This window comes from Streptomyces sp. NPDC006923, from assembly GCF_040635655.1.
Lineage (GTDB): Bacteria > Actinomycetota > Actinomycetes > Streptomycetales > Streptomycetaceae > Streptomyces.
Genome location: NZ_JBEYIF010000001.1, coordinates 101,412 through 117,868 on the forward strand (window position 1 = coordinate 101,412; position 16,457 = coordinate 117,868).

Annotated in this window: 15 protein-coding genes; 6 read left to right on the forward strand and 9 right to left on the reverse strand. The window is 70.3% G+C overall.

The window, feature by feature from the left end:
- Positions 1-4: 4 nt before the first annotated feature.
- A complete protein-coding gene (locus tag ABZ707_RS00520) occupies positions 5-973 on the forward strand; it encodes a COX15/CtaA family protein (protein ID WP_360165385.1) in 969 nt (322 codons plus the stop codon).
- A gap of 60 nt (positions 974-1,033) precedes the next feature.
- Here ABZ707_RS00520 and ABZ707_RS00525 read toward each other — a convergent pair whose 3' ends face one another.
- Both ABZ707_RS00525 and ABZ707_RS00530 read right to left on the reverse strand, forming a co-directional pair.
- Positions 1,034-1,315: a hypothetical protein gene (locus tag ABZ707_RS00525; protein WP_360166895.1), complete on the reverse strand. Its 282-nt coding sequence runs from the start codon at positions 1,313-1,315 to the stop codon at positions 1,034-1,036.
- Positions 1,316-1,581: 266 nt separating this feature from the next.
- Positions 1,582-2,535: a heme o synthase gene (locus tag ABZ707_RS00530; protein WP_360165388.1), complete on the reverse strand. Its 954-nt coding sequence runs from the start codon at positions 2,533-2,535 to the stop codon at positions 1,582-1,584.
- 308 nt (positions 2,536-2,843) lie between these two features.
- On the opposite strand from ABZ707_RS00530, the gene tkt reads away from it, so the two are divergent.
- The 5 genes from tkt to pgl are packed head-to-tail and all read left to right on the forward strand — an operon-like array spanning position 2,844 to position 9,406.
- Complete coding sequence (gene tkt / locus ABZ707_RS00535) at positions 2,844-4,919, forward strand: transketolase (protein WP_360165391.1); 2,076 nt, start codon at positions 2,844-2,846, stop codon at positions 4,917-4,919.
- 34 nt (positions 4,920-4,953) lie between these two features.
- A complete protein-coding gene (gene tal / locus ABZ707_RS00540) occupies positions 4,954-6,072 on the forward strand; it encodes a transaldolase (protein WP_360165394.1) in 1,119 nt (372 codons plus the stop codon).
- A gap of 3 nt (positions 6,073-6,075) precedes the next feature.
- Entirely contained in the window at positions 6,076-7,608 is a 1,533-nt protein-coding gene (zwf, locus tag ABZ707_RS00545) for a glucose-6-phosphate dehydrogenase (RefSeq protein WP_360166898.1), read from the forward strand.
- Positions 7,605-8,627: a glucose-6-phosphate dehydrogenase assembly protein OpcA gene (opcA, locus tag ABZ707_RS00550; RefSeq protein ID WP_360165397.1), complete on the forward strand. Its 1,023-nt coding sequence runs from the start codon at positions 7,605-7,607 to the stop codon at positions 8,625-8,627. The genes zwf and opcA overlap by 4 nt, the downstream gene beginning before the upstream one ends.
- A complete protein-coding gene (gene pgl / locus ABZ707_RS00555; protein ID WP_360165400.1) occupies positions 8,624-9,406 on the forward strand; it encodes a 6-phosphogluconolactonase in 783 nt (260 codons plus the stop codon). Before opcA ends, pgl begins: the two co-directional genes overlap by 4 nt.
- A gap of 90 nt (positions 9,407-9,496) precedes the next feature.
- Here pgl and ABZ707_RS00560 read toward each other — a convergent pair whose 3' ends face one another.
- The 7 genes from ABZ707_RS00560 to tpiA form a co-directional block, all read right to left on the reverse strand.
- Positions 9,497-11,038, reverse strand: coding sequence for a PH domain-containing protein (locus ABZ707_RS00560; RefSeq protein ID WP_360165403.1), 1,542 nt, complete (start codon positions 11,036-11,038; stop codon positions 9,497-9,499).
- Positions 11,035-11,532 carry a PH domain-containing protein gene (locus tag ABZ707_RS00565; protein ID WP_360165406.1) on the reverse strand — a complete coding sequence of 166 codons (498 nt, stop codon included), beginning with the start codon at positions 11,530-11,532 and terminating at the stop codon, positions 11,035-11,037. The genes ABZ707_RS00560 and ABZ707_RS00565 overlap by 4 nt, the downstream gene beginning before the upstream one ends.
- A gap of 4 nt (positions 11,533-11,536) precedes the next feature.
- Positions 11,537-13,189: a glucose-6-phosphate isomerase gene (gene pgi / locus ABZ707_RS00570; RefSeq protein WP_360166901.1), complete on the reverse strand. Its 1,653-nt coding sequence runs from the start codon at positions 13,187-13,189 to the stop codon at positions 11,537-11,539.
- A gap of 58 nt (positions 13,190-13,247) precedes the next feature.
- The gene (locus tag ABZ707_RS00575) at positions 13,248-14,459 is read right to left on the reverse strand and encodes an MFS transporter (protein ID WP_360165409.1); all 1,212 of its coding nucleotides are present in this window, start codon (positions 14,457-14,459) and stop codon (positions 13,248-13,250) included.
- Between the two features lie 304 nt (positions 14,460-14,763).
- The gene (locus tag ABZ707_RS00580) at positions 14,764-15,099 is read right to left on the reverse strand and encodes an RNA polymerase-binding protein RbpA (protein WP_078854845.1); all 336 of its coding nucleotides are present in this window, start codon (positions 15,097-15,099) and stop codon (positions 14,764-14,766) included.
- Positions 15,100-15,269: 170 nt separating this feature from the next.
- On the reverse strand, positions 15,270-15,506 hold the full coding sequence (secG, locus tag ABZ707_RS00585) for a preprotein translocase subunit SecG (protein ID WP_319680340.1): 237 nt from the start codon (positions 15,504-15,506) through the stop codon (positions 15,270-15,272).
- Positions 15,507-15,657: 151 nt separating this feature from the next.
- Entirely contained in the window at positions 15,658-16,452 is a 795-nt protein-coding gene (gene tpiA / locus ABZ707_RS00590) for a triose-phosphate isomerase (RefSeq protein WP_360165413.1), read from the reverse strand.
- Positions 16,453-16,457: the final 5 nt, after the last annotated feature.

The window sequence follows — 16,457 nt, forward strand, 5'->3', positions numbered from 1 at the left end:
TACGATGGTTGCCGTGTTGACCCCCCTCGCCCTTGTCGCCCGGCGCTGGACGCCTTCGCCCCGTACGCTCCGGCGCGCCGCGCTCGGTGCCGTCCTGATGAGCGTGGTGATCATCGTCACCGGTGGCGCGGTCCGGCTGACCGGCTCCGGTCTCGGCTGCGACACCTGGCCCAAGTGCACGGACGACAGCCTCTTCGCCACCCCGGCGCAGGGTCTGCACGGCGCCATCGAGTTCGGCAACCGGATGCTGACGTACGTCCTGTGCGCGGCGGTCGGCTGGGCGATCGTCGCCGCACGGTCCACCAAGCCCTGGCGGCGCGGGCTGACCCGGCTGGCGTGGTCGCAGTTCTGGATCGTGATGGGCAACGCGGTGCTCGGCGGGATCACGGTGTGGGCGGGGCTCAACCCGTGGACGGTGGCGGGGCACTTCCTGCTGGCCTCCACCCTGCTGACCGTCACCACCCTGACCTGGCTGCGCGCCCGTGAGGGCGACAGCGCTCCCCGCCCGCGCGTGCCGCGGCCGGTGCGCAAGCTGTCCTGGGCGCTGGTCGCCGCGTCGGCGGTGCTGATCGCCGCGGGCACCGCGGTGACGGGCTCGGGCCCGCACGCGGGCGACAGCAGCGATGTGCCCCGGATGCCGTTCGACTGGTCCACCACCGCCCATGTGCACGCGGTGTTCGCCTGGCTCGTCTGTGCCCTGGCCGTCGCGATGTGGCTGGTGCTGCGGGTGGTGGACGCCCCTGCCGACACCCGGGCGCGCGCCCGCGATCTGCTGCTGGTGCTGCTCGCCCAGGGCGGCATCGGCTATGTGCAGTTCTTCACCGGTCTGCCGGAAGTCCTGGTGGGAGCCCATATGTTCGGCTCCTGCCTGGTGTGGATCGCCGTCCTGCGGGTGGCGATGAGCCTGCGCGAGCGCCCGGTGACCACGGCGGAGATCCCCGCGCAGTCGGATCCGGCGCTCTCGGCCGTCTGACGGCCCTGGCGGCGGACGCCGCCGCCCGTCCCGGCCCGCCCGGCCGGGCGCCGGCGCGTCTCAGCCGTTGGCACGGCCGCCGACCTGGATTCCGGCCATCCGCCTCCACTCGTACGGGCCGGTGCGCACCTTGGCCGCGAACTCCCCGTCGAAGGACGCGCGCAGGGTCAGGCCCGCCTTCCGCGCGGCGCTCTTCGCGACGGTGTGCGTGGGGGCGACCAGATCGCCCCAGTCGCCGTCCTCTCCGACGAGCACGATGCGGGTGCCCGCGCGTCCGACGTACTCAAGATGTCCCTGCGCGCCGCCGTGCCGCTTGGCGAAGGCCGCGATCCGCTTGGCCAGCCGGGCGGCCGCGCGCTCGGCGCGTGCTTCCCGCCGGGCGCCGGCGGTGTCCTTCTCCTCGGCCCGGTCGGTCTCCTCGGGCCCGGCACTCCCCTCGGCCCGGGCGCTCTCGTCCGGCCGGTCGTTCTCGTCCACCTGCTGCTGCTGGATCTCTGCCATGCACTGGATGCTACCGACGGGTAGACCAACCGGCGACGGGCGGGGCGCGTGGCCTGTGCCACGCGCCCCGCCCGTCATGGGATCAAGCGGAATGAGGGAGAGAAGCCTCAGCGCAGGAAGGGATCCACCGCCACGGCCACAAAGAGCAGTGACACATAGGTGATGGACCAGTGGAACAGCCGCATCTCCTTGAGCTTGCTGCCCGCCTCGCCGGCCTTGGCCCGCGACTGGAGGCCGTGCGCCTCCCAGAGCCACCAGCCGCCGGCCACCAGCGCCACCACCGTGTAGAACCAGCCGGTGTAGCCCAGCGGTGTCAACAGCAGTGAGACAAGGACCATCACCCAGCTGTAGAGGACGATCTGGCGGGCCACCACGCGGTTGGACGCGACGACGGGCAGCATCGGAACGCCCACCAGCGCGTACTCCTCCTTCACCTTCATCGACAGCGGCCAGTAGTGCGGCGGCGTCCAGAAGAACATGACGAGGAAGAGGATGACCGGGGCCCAGGACATCGAGTTGGTGACCGCCGACCAGCCGATCAGCACCGGCATACAGCCGGCGATGCCGCCCCAGACGATGTTCTGGGAGGTACGGCGCTTGAGGATCAGCGTGTAGACGATCACATAGAAGAGGAGCGCGCCCAGCGCGAGGGCCGCGGACAGCCAGTTGACCAGCAGTCCGAACCAGAGCGTCGAGCCCACGGCCAGCGTGAGGCCGAAGACCAGCGCCTCGCGCGGCGAGACCATCCCGGTGACCAGTGGGCGCTGAGACGTACGGTCCATCAGGGCGTCGATGTCACGGTCGATGTACATGTTCAGCGCGTTCGCACCGCCGGCGGAGAGATAACCACCGACGCATGTGATGAGCACCAGCCACAGATCCGGCACGCTCCGCGCGGCCAGGAACATCACCGGGACGGTGGTGATGAGCAGCAGCTCGATGATCCGCGGCTTGGTCAGCGCCACGAATGCCTTGACGCGGGCCCCGAACGGCCGATGGCCCCCCGGGCTCGGAGTCAGGACGACCCCTGCGGGTCGGGACTCGACGACCGTCACGCACACCCCTGACAGAGAAATCCCAGCAAGCCACGGGCGTGAAACACCGGTAAGGACTTGCGCGTACCACGCCACTCTAGACGTTGCCCAGATGTCGTCCTTCGCGGGGGTGGGATCGTGTTGGGCGCCCTCCGGACACGGTCCGACGCCCCTCGGGAGGCGAAGTTCACGCCCGCGCTGCACCCTGGCAGTGCCTGGTTTATTACCGCCGGACACCCGAAAAGACGGGCGTTGCTGCGAGGGTAGGCTCGACAACGAACCGGTGCGCGCACAGTCACCGGGATTCGACATGTGGAGAGGAGCCCTGACTCAGGGTGAGCACCAAGCCGACCACCACAGACCTCGAGTGGACCGAATTGGACAGCCGTGCGGTCGACACCGCCCGCGTCCTGGCCATGGATTCCGTACAGAAGGTCGGCAACGGCCATCCGGGTACGGCCATGAGCCTGGCCCCCGCCGCCTATGTGCTGTTCCAGAAGCTCATGAGGCACGACCCCAGCGACCCCCAGTGGACCGGCCGCGACCGCTTCATTCTCTCGGCGGGCCACTCGTCCCTGACTCTCTACACCCAGCTCTACCTGGCCGGCTACGGCCTGGAGCTGTCCGATCTGGAGTCCTTCCGCACCTGGGGTTCGAAGACCCCCGGCCACCCGGAGCACGGACACACCGTCGGTGTGGAGACCACCACCGGCCCGCTGGGCCAGGGTGTCGCGAACGCCGTGGGCATGGCGATGGCGGCCCGTTACGAGCGCGGTCTGTACGACCCGGACGCGGCGCCCGGCACCTCCCCGTTCGACCACACCATCTGGGCGATCGCGGGCGACGGCTGCCTCCAGGAGGGCATCTCGGCCGAGGCGTCCTCGCTGGCCGGCCACCAGAAGCTGGGCAATCTGGTCCTGCTGTGGGACGACAACCACATCTCCATCGAGGGCGACACGGAGACCGCGGTCTCCGAGGACACCCTCAAGCGGTACGAGGCGTACGGCTGGCACGTCCAGCGCGTCGAGCAGCTTCCCAGCGGCGACCTGGACCCGGCCGGTCTGTACCGCGCGCTGAAGGCGGCGCAGGCGGAGACCGAGCGCCCCTCCTTCATCGCGGCCCGCTCGATCATCGCCTGGCCGGCCCCGCACGCCCAGAACACCGAGGCGGCGCACGGCTCGGCGCTCGGCGAGGAAGAGGTCGCCGCCACCAAGCGGGTCCTCGGCTTCGACCCGGAGAAGTCGTTCGACGTCGCCGACGAGGTCCTGGCGCACACGCGTGAGGCGCTCGACCGGGGCCGTGAGACGCGCGCCGACTGGGAGAAGACCTTCGCCGCGTGGCGTACGGCCAACCCCGAGCGCGCGGCCACGTTCGACCGGGTCAGGGCGGGCGAGCTGCCCAAGGGCTGGGAGGACAGGCTCCCGGCCTTCGAGACCGGCAAGTCCGTCGCGACCCGCGCCGCGTCCGGCAAGGTGCTCCAGGCGCTCGGCGAGGTCATCCCCGAGCTGTGGGGCGGTTCCGCCGACCTCGCGGGCTCGAACAACACCACCATCGACAAGACGTCGTCGTTCCTCCCGGTGGGCAACCCGCTGCCGGGCGCGGACCCGTACGGCCGCACGGTGCACTACGGCATCCGCGAGCACGCCATGGGTTCGACGATGAACGGCATCGCGCTGCACGGCAACACCCGTATCTACGGCGGCACTTTCCTGGTGTTCTCCGACTACATGCGTCCGGCCGTCCGGCTCGCGGCGCTGATGCAGGTGCCCGTCACCTATGTATGGACACACGACTCCATCGGTCTGGGCGAGGACGGTCCGACCCATCAGCCGGTCGAGCACCTCTCGGTGCTGCGTGCCATCCCGGGTCTGAACATCGTCCGCCCCGCCGACGCCAATGAGACGGCGATCGCCTGGCGCGAGATCCTCAAGCGGCACGCCAAGGGCGCCCCGCACGGTCTGGCCCTGACCCGTCAGGGTGTGCCGACCTACGAGGCCAACGACGATGCCGCCAGGGGCGGTTACGTGCTCTTCGAGGCCGAGGGCGGCGCTCCGCAGGTCGTGCTGATCGGCACGGGCTCCGAGGTGCAGCTCGCCGTCGAGGCGCGTGAGCAGCTCCAGGCCGCGGGGATCGCGACGCGGGTCGTCTCGATGCCGTCGGTCGAGTGGTTCGAGGAGCAGGACCAGGGGTACCGGGACTCGGTGCTGCCGCCGTCCGTGAAGGCGCGGGTGGCGGTCGAGGCCGGAATCGGGCTCACCTGGCACCGCTTCGTGGGTGAGGCCGGGCGCATCGTTTCGCTGGAGCACTTCGGCGCTTCGGCGGACGGCAAGGTCCTCTTCCGCGAGTTCGGCTTCACTGCTGACGCAGTGGCCGCCGCCGCGCGGGAATCTCTTGCGGCGTCAGCGCGCTGACGCTGTTATACGAACTGTAGGAGATGCAATCCTCATGACAGACGCACTCAGGCGCCTCTCCGACGAAGGCGTCGCGATCTGGCTCGACGACCTGTCGCGCAAGCGGATCACGTCCGGCAACCTCGCCGAACTGATCGAGCAGCAGCACGTGGTGGGCGTGACGACCAACCCGTCGATCTTCCAGAAGGCGATCTCGCAGGGCGACGGCTACGACAGCCAGCTCATCGACCTCGCCGCCCGCCGGGTCACCGTCGAAGAAGCCATCCGCATGATCACGACGGCGGACGTACGTGACGCCGCCGACATCCTGCGGCCCGTCTTCGACGCGACGCAGGGCCAGGACGGCCGGGTCTCCATCGAGGTCGACCCGCGGCTGGCGCACGACACCACGGCGACCACCGCGGAGGCCAAGCAGCTCGCCTGGCTGGTGGACCGCCCCAACACACTCATCAAGATCCCGGCGACCGAGGCGGGTCTGCCCGCGATCACCGAGACCATCGCCCGGGGCATCAGCGTCAATGTCACGCTGATCTTCTCGCTGCAGCGCTACCGCGACGTCATGGAGGCGTACATCAGCGGCCTGGAGAAGGCGAAGGCCGCGGGCCTGGACCTCTCCAAGATCCACTCGGTGGCGTCCTTCTTCGTGTCCCGCGTGGACACCGAGATCGACAAGCGGCTCGACGCGCTGGGCACGCCCGAGGCCAAGGAGGCCCGCGGCAAGGCGGCCCTGGCCAACGCGCGTCTCGCGTACGAGGCGTACGAAGAGGTCTTCTCCACGGACCGCTGGGCGGTCCTGGACCGGGCGCAGGCCAACAAGCAGCGTCCGCTGTGGGCCTCGACCGGCGTGAAGGACCCGGCGTACAAGGCCACGATGTACGTGGAGGAGCTGGTCGCCCCCAACACGGTGAACACCATGCCGGAGGCCACCCTCGACGCGACCGCGGACCAGGGGACGATCAACGGCGACACCGTGCGCGGCACCTACGACCAGGCCCGTGCCTACCTCGAAGCCGTGGAGAAGCTCGGCATCTCGTACGACGAGGTCGTCCAGCTCCTGGAGGACGAGGGCGTCGAGAAGTTCGAGGCGGCCTGGACCGATCTGCTCAAGTCGACCGAGGCGGAGCTCAAGCGCCTCGCCCCCTCGGAGGGCTGAACCCTGACCGCAACCCACGGAGCGAACCCGCTCCGTGACGCCGCGGACCGACGGCTCCCGCGTATCGCGGGGCCGTCGGGCCTGGTCATCTTTGGCGTCACGGGCGATTTGTCCCGCAAAAAGCTGATGCCTGCGATCTATGACCTGGCCAACCGCGGCCTGCTGCCGCCGGGCTTCTCGCTCGTCGGTTTCGCACGCCGCGAATGGCAGGACGAGGACTTCGCGCAGGAGGTCCACGACGCGGTCAAGGAGCACGCGCGCACGCCGTTCCGCGAGGAGGTCTGGCAGCAGCTCATCCAGGGGATGCGCTTCGTCCAGGGCGACTTCGACGACGACGCGGCGTTCGAGAACCTGAAGTCGACGATCGAGGACCTGGACAAGTCCCAGGGCACCGGTGGCAACTTCGCGTTCTATCTCTCCGTGCCGCCGAAGTTCTTCCCGCAGGTCGTGCAGCAGCTCAAGAAGCACGGGCTGGCCGACCAGCGCGAGGGGTCCTGGCGCCGGGCGGTCATCGAGAAGCCGTTCGGCCACGACCTGGCGTCGGCGCAGGACCTCAACAAGGTGGTCCACGAGGTCTTCCCGTCCAACGAGGTCTTCCGGATCGACCACTACCTGGGCAAGGAGACCGTCCAGAACATTCTGGCGCTGCGGTTCGCCAACACCCTCTTCGAACCGATCTGGAACCGGTCGTATGTCGACCACGTACAGATCACCATGGCCGAGGACATCGGCATCGGCGGCCGGGCCGGGTACTACGACGGCATCGGCGCCGCCCGTGACGTGATCCAGAACCACCTGCTCCAGTTGCTGGCGCTGACCGCCATGGAGGAGCCCGCCTCCTTCGACGCGGACGCGCTGGCCGCGGAGAAGACAAAGGTGCTGGGCGCGGTGAAGCTGCCCAGGGATCTGGCGGCCCACACGGTGCGCGCGCAGTACGCGGCGGGGTGGCAGGGCGGCGAGAAGGCCGTCGGCTATCTCCAGGAAGAGGGCATCGACCCCCGGTCGAAGACCGACACCTACGCCGCGGTGAAGCTGGAGATCGACAACCGCCGCTGGGCGGGCGTCCCGTTCTATCTCCGTACCGGCAAGCGGCTCGGCCGCCGGGTCACCGAGATCGCGGTCGTCTTCCAGCGCGCGCCGCACTCCCCCTTCGACCACACGGCCACCGAGGAGCTGGGGCAGAACGCCCTGGTCATCCGTGTCCAGCCGGACGAGGGCGTGACGATGCGCTTCGGCTCCAAGGTGCCGGGCACCTCGATGGAGGTGCGTGACGTCTCGATGGACTTCGCGTACGGCGAATCCTTCACGGAGTCCAGCCCCGAGGCGTACGAGCGGCTCATCCTCGATGTGCTGCTCGGCGACTCGAACCTCTTCCCGCGGGTGGAGGAGGTCGAGCTGTCCTGGAAGATCCTCGACCCGATCGAGGAGTTCTGGGACAAGCACGGCAAGCCCGCGCAGTACGAGTCCGGGACCTGGGGTCCGGCCGAGGCGGACGAAATGCTCGCACGAGACGGACGGAGCTGGCGCCGGCCATGAAGATCGACCTTACGGACACCACGTCCAGCAAGATCAACAAGGCGCTGGTGCAGGGACGCCGGGCGATCGGCACCCCCGCCGTCGGCATGGTCCTCACGCTGGTCCTCGTCACCGACGAGGAGAACGCGTACGACGCCCTCAAGGCCGCCAACGAGGCGTCCCGTGAGCATCCGTCGCGGAAGCTGGTCGTCGTCAAGCGGGTCTCCCGCTCGCCGCGCGACCGGGCCAAGGCCCGCCTCGACGCCGAGGTGCGGGTGGGCGTGGACGCCGGTACCGGCGAGACGATCGTCCTGCGGCTGTACGGCGAGGTCATCGACCACGCCCAGTCAGTGGTGCTGCCGCTGCTGCTGCCCGACGCCCCTGTCGTGGTGTGGTGGCCGGTCAACGCGCCGGTGGACCCCGCCAAGGACGCGCTGGGCAAGCTGGCCCAGCGACGGGTGACGGACTCCTACGCCGCCGAGCACCCCATCGAAGAACTGACGGCCCGCGCCGGTACCTATGTCCCGGGTGACACGGATCTGTCCTGGACCCGGATCACTCCGTGGCGCTCGATGGTCGCGGCCGCGCTGGACCAGGTCGCCTGCGACGTCACCTCGGTCGAGGTGGAGGGCGAGGAGGCCAATCCGAGTGTCGAGCTGCTCGCCATGTGGCTCGCGGACCGGCTGCACGTACCGGTGAAGCGCGCGGTCTCCTCGGGCCCCGGTCTCACGGCCGTACGCATGGAGACCACCTGCGGCCCGATCAGCCTGGGCCGGGCGGACGGCTCGCTGGCGACGCTCACCATCGAGGGTCAGCCGGACCGGGCGGTGGCGCTGAAGCGGCGGGACACCGCCGAGCTGATCGCGGAGGAGCTGCGCCGGCTGGACCCGGACGACATCTACGCGTCGGCGCTGCGCTTCGGTGTGCACCGGCTCGGCGACGCGTCGGAAGCGTCACCCGCCGAGGTGCCCGCGAAAGCGGCCGACGCACCGGCGGCCGCGCAGAAGAAGACGCCCGCCAAGAAGGCGGCGGCGAAGTGACCGCTCCGCAACTGGTCGTCCACCGCGACAAGGAGCTGATGGCGCTGGCCGCGGCGGCCCGGCTGATCACGAAGATCGTGGACGCCCAGGCCGCTCGCGGTTCCGCGTCGGTGGTCCTGACGGGCGGACGCAACGGCAACGGCCTGCTGGCCGCGCTGTCGTCATCGCCGGCCCGGGACGCGATCGACTGGTCGCGGCTGGACCTGTGGTGGGGCGACGAGCGCTTCCTGCCGGAGGGCGACCCGGAGCGGAACATCACCCAGGCGCGGCAGGCGCTGCTGGATTCGGTGCCGGTGGACCCGGCGCGGGTCCACGCCATGCCGGCCTCGGACGGTCCTTACGGCAATGACGTGGAGGCCGCGGCCGCCGCGTACGCCACGGAACTCGCCGCGGCGGCCCGGCCCGAGGACCACGCTCAGGTGCCGAGCTTCGACGTCCTGATGCTGGGCGTCGGCCCGGACACCCATGTCGCGTCGCTCTTCCCGGAGTATCCGGGCGTACGGGAGACCGAACGCACGGTGGTCGCCGTGCACGGCGCGCCCAAGCCTCCTCCGCTGCGTATCTCCCTCACCCTGCCCGCGATCCGCGCGGCGCACGAGGTGTGGCTGCTGGCGGCGGGCGAGGACAAGGCGAAGGCAGCGGAGATCGCGCTGTCGGGGGCGGGCGAGATCCAGGCTCCGGCGGCCGGCGCCCACGGCCGTGGCCGGACCCTGTGGCTGCTGGACGCGGCGGCGGCGTCCGCCCTGCCCCGGAGCCTCTACCCGCCGGCGTCGGCCTGACGGCGGCACACCGCGAACGCACCGCGGCCCGGCATGTCCCTCGGGATGTCCGGGCCGCGGTGCGTTCGCCGGGGGCCCGCCCCGGGCCGGTCATCGCTCCCCCGGCTCCAGGAAGGGCTTCAGCAGCCCGGGAACGGCTTCCTCCGCGAAGGCCAGGCCCTCGTCCCGCGCCGTGTCATGGACGTGGTACGCGCCCTCGCCCGCGGCCGTCGTGGCCGTCAGTGTGAGCAGGCCCGCCCGCCGCTGGAAGTACGACTGCCGGACCGTCCAGCCGATCACGCCGCCGCGCTGGAGAGCGACCGTCGTGCGCCGCAGCGATCCCGAGCGGGCCACCAGATAGCCGCCGCTGAGGCCGTGGCCCAGACTGCGGTAGGCGTCAAGGGCCAGCAGTACGGCCGCCGGCGGCAGGATCACGGCGCTCGCCGCCGCCGCGTACAGCAGGGCCCCGGCCGGCCGGCCGCCGGGCAGCAGCAGCCCGAGGGCCGAGAGGACCGCGACCGGCGTCAGCGCGACGGCCAGGGCCCGGCGCAGCCTGCGGGCACGGGCGGCGGGCGGGTGCGCGGTGAGCGGGGCCGTCCGCGTCGGGGAAGCGGATTCACGCAGCACCCGCGCGGCCACCGCGTCCACGACCGCGCGCGGCGCGGCGGGCAGCAGATTCTTGTGGTCGGCGTGCTTGTCCTCGTCGTCATGGACGAGCCCCGTCGCGATCGCGTCCAGTCGGGCCGCGCCGACCAGCCGGACGCCGAGCGGCTCGACCAGCTCCACACCCCGCAGCCGCCGCTCCTCGACGGAGACCGAGCGGGAGGTGAACAGCCCCCGGCGGACCCGCAGGGTGCCGCCCGGCTCGCGTTCCAGCCGGTAGTTCCACCACATCTCGATCCACAGGCCCAGCGCGCCGACGACACCGGCGAGCAGGGCCGCGCCCACGAGTATCGCGACCGCCCAGCCGAGCGGGATGCCGCGCAGGCGGTCACCCACCCAGTCGATCACCCGCGTCTGTACCCCGAACCACTCGCTGACCTGCAACAGGCCGCCCACCGCCGCTCCCCCGAGCAGCGGGGCGAGAAAGGATATCGGGGCGTACCGGATCCAGCCGGGGTCCAGCACCGCCAGCGTGCCCTCGTGCCGGGCTCCGGAGATGTCGTTCGTGTGGTCGAGGAGTTCCGTCCGGAGGCGTTCGCCCTCGGCCCTGGTGACCGGGTCGAGTTCCAGCGTGGACTCACCGCCGGAGTGCTCCCCGGTGCCTATGCGGACCTTCACCAGACCGAGTACGCGCAGCAGCGGGTCGGCCGTCAGATCGACGGTGCGGATCCGCTCCCGGGCCAGCGACCGGCGCTTGACCAGGAACAGGCCCGTGTGGAGTTCGGCGCGCTCGGGTCCTGTGCGATAGCGGGTGCGCCGCCACCGGACGTAGTCCCCGCCCGTGCCGCAGACGATCAGCAGCACGGCCCCGGCCAGTACCAGGGCTATCGCCCTGGGGACCGGCATGCCGCCCGCGAGGCCGATGGCGGTCGGCACACTCGCGCTCAGGGCGACGCCCGCCATGACCGCCGCGGTCACCAGGAGGGTCCGCCGGTCGAGCCGCCGCCATCCCTCGTCCGGGGGCCCCGGCGGGCTCGTCCCCTCGGTCATGTGGCATCACCGGGGGTGGCCCGGGTGATCCGTGTCAGCCGCTCGGCCAGCTCCGCGGCCAGCTCGTGGTCGAGCCCCTCGATGTGCACCGCGCCCTTGGCGGACGCGGTCGTCACCGTCACCGTGGAGAGCCTGAACAGTTGCTCCAGCGGTCCGCGTACGGTGTCCACGGTCTGGATCCGGGACATCGGCGCGATCCGCCACTCCTGGCGCAGGAGTCCGGTGCGGACATAGACCGCCTCGTCCGTCACCTCCCAGCGGTGCAGCCTGAACCACCACACGGGCACCGCCGCCGCACAGGCCAGACCGAGCACCGCGAGGGCCGCGGCGGACAGCAGGAGCCAGGGCCGCGCGGAGGCGATGAACGCCCCCAGCGCGGCCAGTGTCCCCACGGGGACGACGGTCAGCAGCAGCCACTGCGCGCGCCACCAGCCGATGGCGCGCCTGTCCAGTGTGTTGTTCGGCGGTCGCAGCCGTCGTCCCCCCTCACCCATCGGCTCAGCGACCGCGCAGCGAGCGGTAGGTGGAGACCAGCGCCGAGGTGGAGCTGTCCAGCGGCTCGTCCGGCTCGTCCCCGGTGAGCACCGGTTCGATCTTCTTGGCGAGGACCTTGCCGAGTTCGACGCCCCACTGGTCGAAGGAGTCGATGTTCCAGACGGCGCCCTGGACGAACACCTTGTGCTCGTACAGCGCGATGAGCTGGCCCAGGACGGACGGGGTGAGCTCCTCGGCGAGGATGGTGGTGGTCGGGTGGTTGCCGCGGAACGTCTTGTGCGGCACCAGGTCCGCGGGGACTCCCTCGGCCCGCACCTCCTCGGGCGTCTTGCCGAACGCGAGCGCCTGGGTCTGGGCGAAGAAGTTGGCCATGAGCAGGTCGTGCTGCGCGGCCAGACCGGGCCGCAGACCGGCGACGGGCCGGGCGAAGCCGATGAAGTCGGCCGGGATGACCTTGGTGCCCTGGTGGATCAACTGGTAGTAGGCATGCTGTCCGTTGGTGCCGGGCGTGCCCCAGACCACCGGCCCGGTCTGCCAGTCGACCGGATTGCCGTCCCGGTCCACGGACTTGCCGTTGGACTCCATGTCGAGCTGCTGGAGGTACGCCGTGAACTTCGACAGGTAGTGGCTGTACGGGAGGACGGCGTGCGTCTGGGCGTCGAAGAACGATCCGTACCAGACACCCAGCAGGCCCAGCAGCAGGGGGGCGTTGGCCTCCGGGGGCGCCGTGCGGAAGTGCTCGTCGACGAGGTGGAAGCCGTCGAGCATCTCGCGGAACCGGGCGGGGCCGATCGCGATCATCAGCGAGAGACCGATGGCCGAGTCGAACGAGTAGCGCCCGCCGACCCAGTCCCAGAACTCGAACATGTTGGCCGTGTCGATGCCGAATTCGGAGACCTTCTCGGCATTGGTGGAGAGAGCCACGAAGTGCTTGGCGACGGCCTCCTGGCCGGCCTGGAGACCGCTCAGCAGCCAGTCACGGGCGGAGGTGGCGTTGGTGATGGTCTCGATCGTGGTGAAGGTCTTCGAGGCGATGATGAACAGCGTCTCGGCCGGGTCGAGATCCCGCACGGCCTCGTGGAGGTCGGCGCCGTCGACATTCGAGACGAAACGGACCGTCAGCTCCCGCTCGGTGAAGGACCGGAGCGCTTCGTACGCCATCGCCGGTCCGAGATCGGAACCGCCGATACCGACATTGATCACGTTCTTGATCGGCCGGCCGGTGTGACCGGTCCACTCCCCGGACCTGATCCGGTCGGAGAAGGTGCTCATCCTGTCGAGCACGGCGTGCACCGCCGGCACGACGTTCTGCCCGTCCACCTCGATGACGGCGTCACGCGGGGCGCGCAGCGCGGTGTGGAGCACCGCGCGGTCCTCGGTGGTGTTGATCTTATCGCCGCGGAACATCGCGTCCCGCAGCTCCGCCACCCCGGCGGCCCCGGCCAGCTCGCGCAGCAGCGCCAGCGTCTCGTCCGTCACCAGGTGCTTGGAGTAGTCCAGGTGGAGATCGCCCACCCGGAGGGTGTAGGCGGTGCCGCGTCCGGCGTCGGCGGCGAACAGCTCCCTGAGATGTGTCGCCCCCAACTGCTCACGGTGTTTGCCCAGCGCGCTCCACTCGGGCATCCGGTTGAGCCTGGTACGGCTTCCTGCGTTCATTTCGGACATCAGCCCACTTCTTCTCGTGCCTGCGTGCATGCCCTGCTGCGTCTCCAACCTAATTGATCAGAAACGACAACGACGCGACGGCGAGCACGAACAGTCCGGCGGCCAGCAGCGCGGGTGTGTTCAGGCCCCATCCGGCGGCCGCCGCGCCGCCCAGCAGCGCGCCGAGCGGTGCCCCGCCGACCGCGAGCGTACGGAAGGCCGAGCTGATCCGGCCCAGCATCTCCGCGGGACTGCGCTCCTGCGTCAAGGTGGCCTGATTGACGTTCCACACCATGCCGAAGACACCGAAAACCCCGAGGCAGACGATCGCCGCCGCGGTCTCACGGACGGTGCCCAGCACCAGGAGACAGCCCGTCTGGACGGCTCCGGCCAGGAACATGGCGCGCACCCGGCCCGTCCACCGGGACAGCCGCTTGGCCAGCAGCCCGCCCACCACGCTGCCCACCCCGTAGGCCGCGATGGTCAGCGAGTAGCCGCTGTTTCCCGCGCCGAGCCAGCCTGTGACATGCAGCACCAAGGTCGCGATCAGCGCGCCCATCCCGATGTTGCAGAGGGTGGTCGCCGTGCACAGCCCGCGCAGCGTACGGTCCCGCCACAGGACACGCACACCGTCGGCGATCTCCCCTCTCAGCGTGGCGCCCGCCTTCCTGGGCGTCCGCGCCGGGGGCTCGGCCCGCAATGAGGCGATCAGCAGCGCCGCCAGCCCGTAGGTCAGGGCATCGGCCGCGTATGGCACCGCGGCGCCCGCCACTAGCAGCGCGGGCACCAGCGGAGCCGCCAGAAAGCCGCCGGCGATCTGCTGTCCGGTCATCAGCCGGGCGTTGGCGCTGCCCAGCGCCTCGTGCGGCACCAGGGAGGGCAGCAGGGCCGTGGCGGCGTTGTCGAACAGGGTCTGCAGCGTGGTCAGCACAAAGGCGAGCGCGAGCAGCAGCGCGATCGAGGCATGGCCAAGCCCCACGGCCGCCGCGAAGGCCGCCATCAGCGCGGCCCGCGCCAGATCGACGCCCCACATCGCCCTTCGCTGGTCGACCCGGTCGGCGACCGCCCCGCCGAGCAGCCCGAACAGCAGCCACGGCAGATAGCCGCAGGCCGTCACCGAGGCGATCAGCAGCGGGTCGTCCGTGAGCGAGGCTGCGAGCAGCGGCACGGCCGCCGTCCGCAGCGCGTCACCGAACCGCGAGACCACCGCCGCCGACCAGAGCCGGCCGAACCCTCCGCGCCAGGCCGGCGCCCCCACCGACACCGAGTCGACAGCCGTCACAACTCCCCCTTTCGGTCACTGCTCCAGGACCGTAGGGGATGCCACTGACAGTGCGGCCACGGCGGCCGATGGAGTCGGGCACCGGCGCGAGCCGCTCCGGGACCGCGCGGGAGCAAAAGCATTCCGGCCGGACACCCGTGGGTGTCCGGCCGGAGCAAAAATTACGCCGATACTGCGATGCCGATACCGCGATACGGAAGAGTACGGAGACGCGGGCCCGGCGGGACCGCCGGTACACATCCCGGGCACGGCCCGTGTGGTGTTCCGCTGTCCCGCGCACCCGCCAGGGACGACGGGGCGGCTCTTAGAGTTCGCCGCGGAGCTTGGCGAGCGCCTCGGCGAGAATCGCTTCGCCGTCGGCGTCGCTGCGCCGCTCCCGCACATAGGCGAGATGCGTCTTGTACGGCTCGGTGCGCGGCGGGTCCGGGGGATTGTCCCGGTCCTGACCGGCCGGGAATCCGCAGCGCGGGCAGTCCCACGTCTCCGGAACCTGTGCGTCACTGGCGAAGCTCGGCACCGTCTCGTGCCCGTTGGAGCACCAGAAGGAGATGCGCAGGCGGGGCGCGGACTCGCCACGCTCGGCCTCACCCATCGGCCCCGCTCCGACCCGGCTTCCCCGGATCGCGTTGCCACTTGCCACGGTCGTAACTCCCTGCGTGATGGTGCCGCAAAGCATCGATAGGCAGCTCCGCTGCCGGGCGCCCCAGTCTACGTAAGGCCCAACGCGCTTCCAGTGAAGGGAGTTACCCCCGCCGCGAAGCGCCGAACCTCATGATAGGCCGCGCCCGCGCCGCCGTACCGTACCTGAGGTCAGCTGTCCAGCTTGAGGACCAGACCAAGGACGACAATGCTCGCGAACCACAGCAGACCCACAACAACGGTGATGCGGTCGAGGTTACGCTCGGCGACAGAGGAACCACCGACGGACGACTGCATTCCGCCACCGAACATGTCGGAGAGGCCGCCGCCCTTGCCCTTGTGCATCAGCACCAGAAGCATCAGCAGCAGGCTGAAGATGATGAGGGCGATCGAGAACCCCAGAACCACGGCTGGACCAACTTCCTCGGACGGACGGGACTGACAGGACAGACAGGACTGACCGGAGTGGCAGGCCTACGGACAACGGGGGCCGGCCGACACCTGACATCATGCCGACTCGGCCCCCGCAAGGGTACGACGGATCCGTGCTACCGCATACTTACTGGTCGCGGAACCTGACGATCTTGACAAACTCCTCGGCGTCCAGCGCGGCGCCGCCCACCAGGGCACCGTCCACATCCGGCTGGGCCATGATCGCGGCGACGTTCCCGGACTTCACCGAGCCGCCGTACTGGATCCGGACCTTGTCGGCCAGCTCCTGCGAGTACAGCTCCGCCAGCCGCCCGCGGATCGCTCCGCAGACCTCCTGGGCGTCCTCCGGAGTGGCGACCTCGCCGGTGCCGATGGCCCACACCGGCTCGTAAGCGATCACAATGGACTCGGCCTGGTCGGCCGGGACGTCCTTGAGCCCGCCGTCGAGCTGGCTCAGGGTGTACGCGACCTGCTCGCCGGCCTTGCGTACGTCCAGGCCCTCGCCGACACAGAGGATCGGCGTCAGGCCGTGCCGGTACGCGGCCTTGACCTTGGCGTTGCAGACCTCGTCCGTCTCGGCGTGGTACTGGCGCCGCTCGGAGTGTCCGACGGCGACATAGGCGCACTTGAGCTTGGCCAGCATGGAGCCGGAGATCTCGCCGGTGTAGGCACCGGAATCGTGCTGCGAGACGTCCTGGGCACCGTACTTGATCTTGAGCTTGTCGCCGTCGACCAGTGTCTGCACGGACCGCAGGTCGGTGAAGGGCGGCAGGACGGCGACCTCGACGGCGTCGTAGTCCTTGTCGGCCAGCGCGAAGGCGAGCTTCTGGACGTGCGCGATGGCCTCAAGGTGGTTGAGGTTCATCTTCCAGTTGCCCGCCATCAGCGGCTTGCGTTCGGCCTTTTCGGATGAAGCAGTCATAAAAG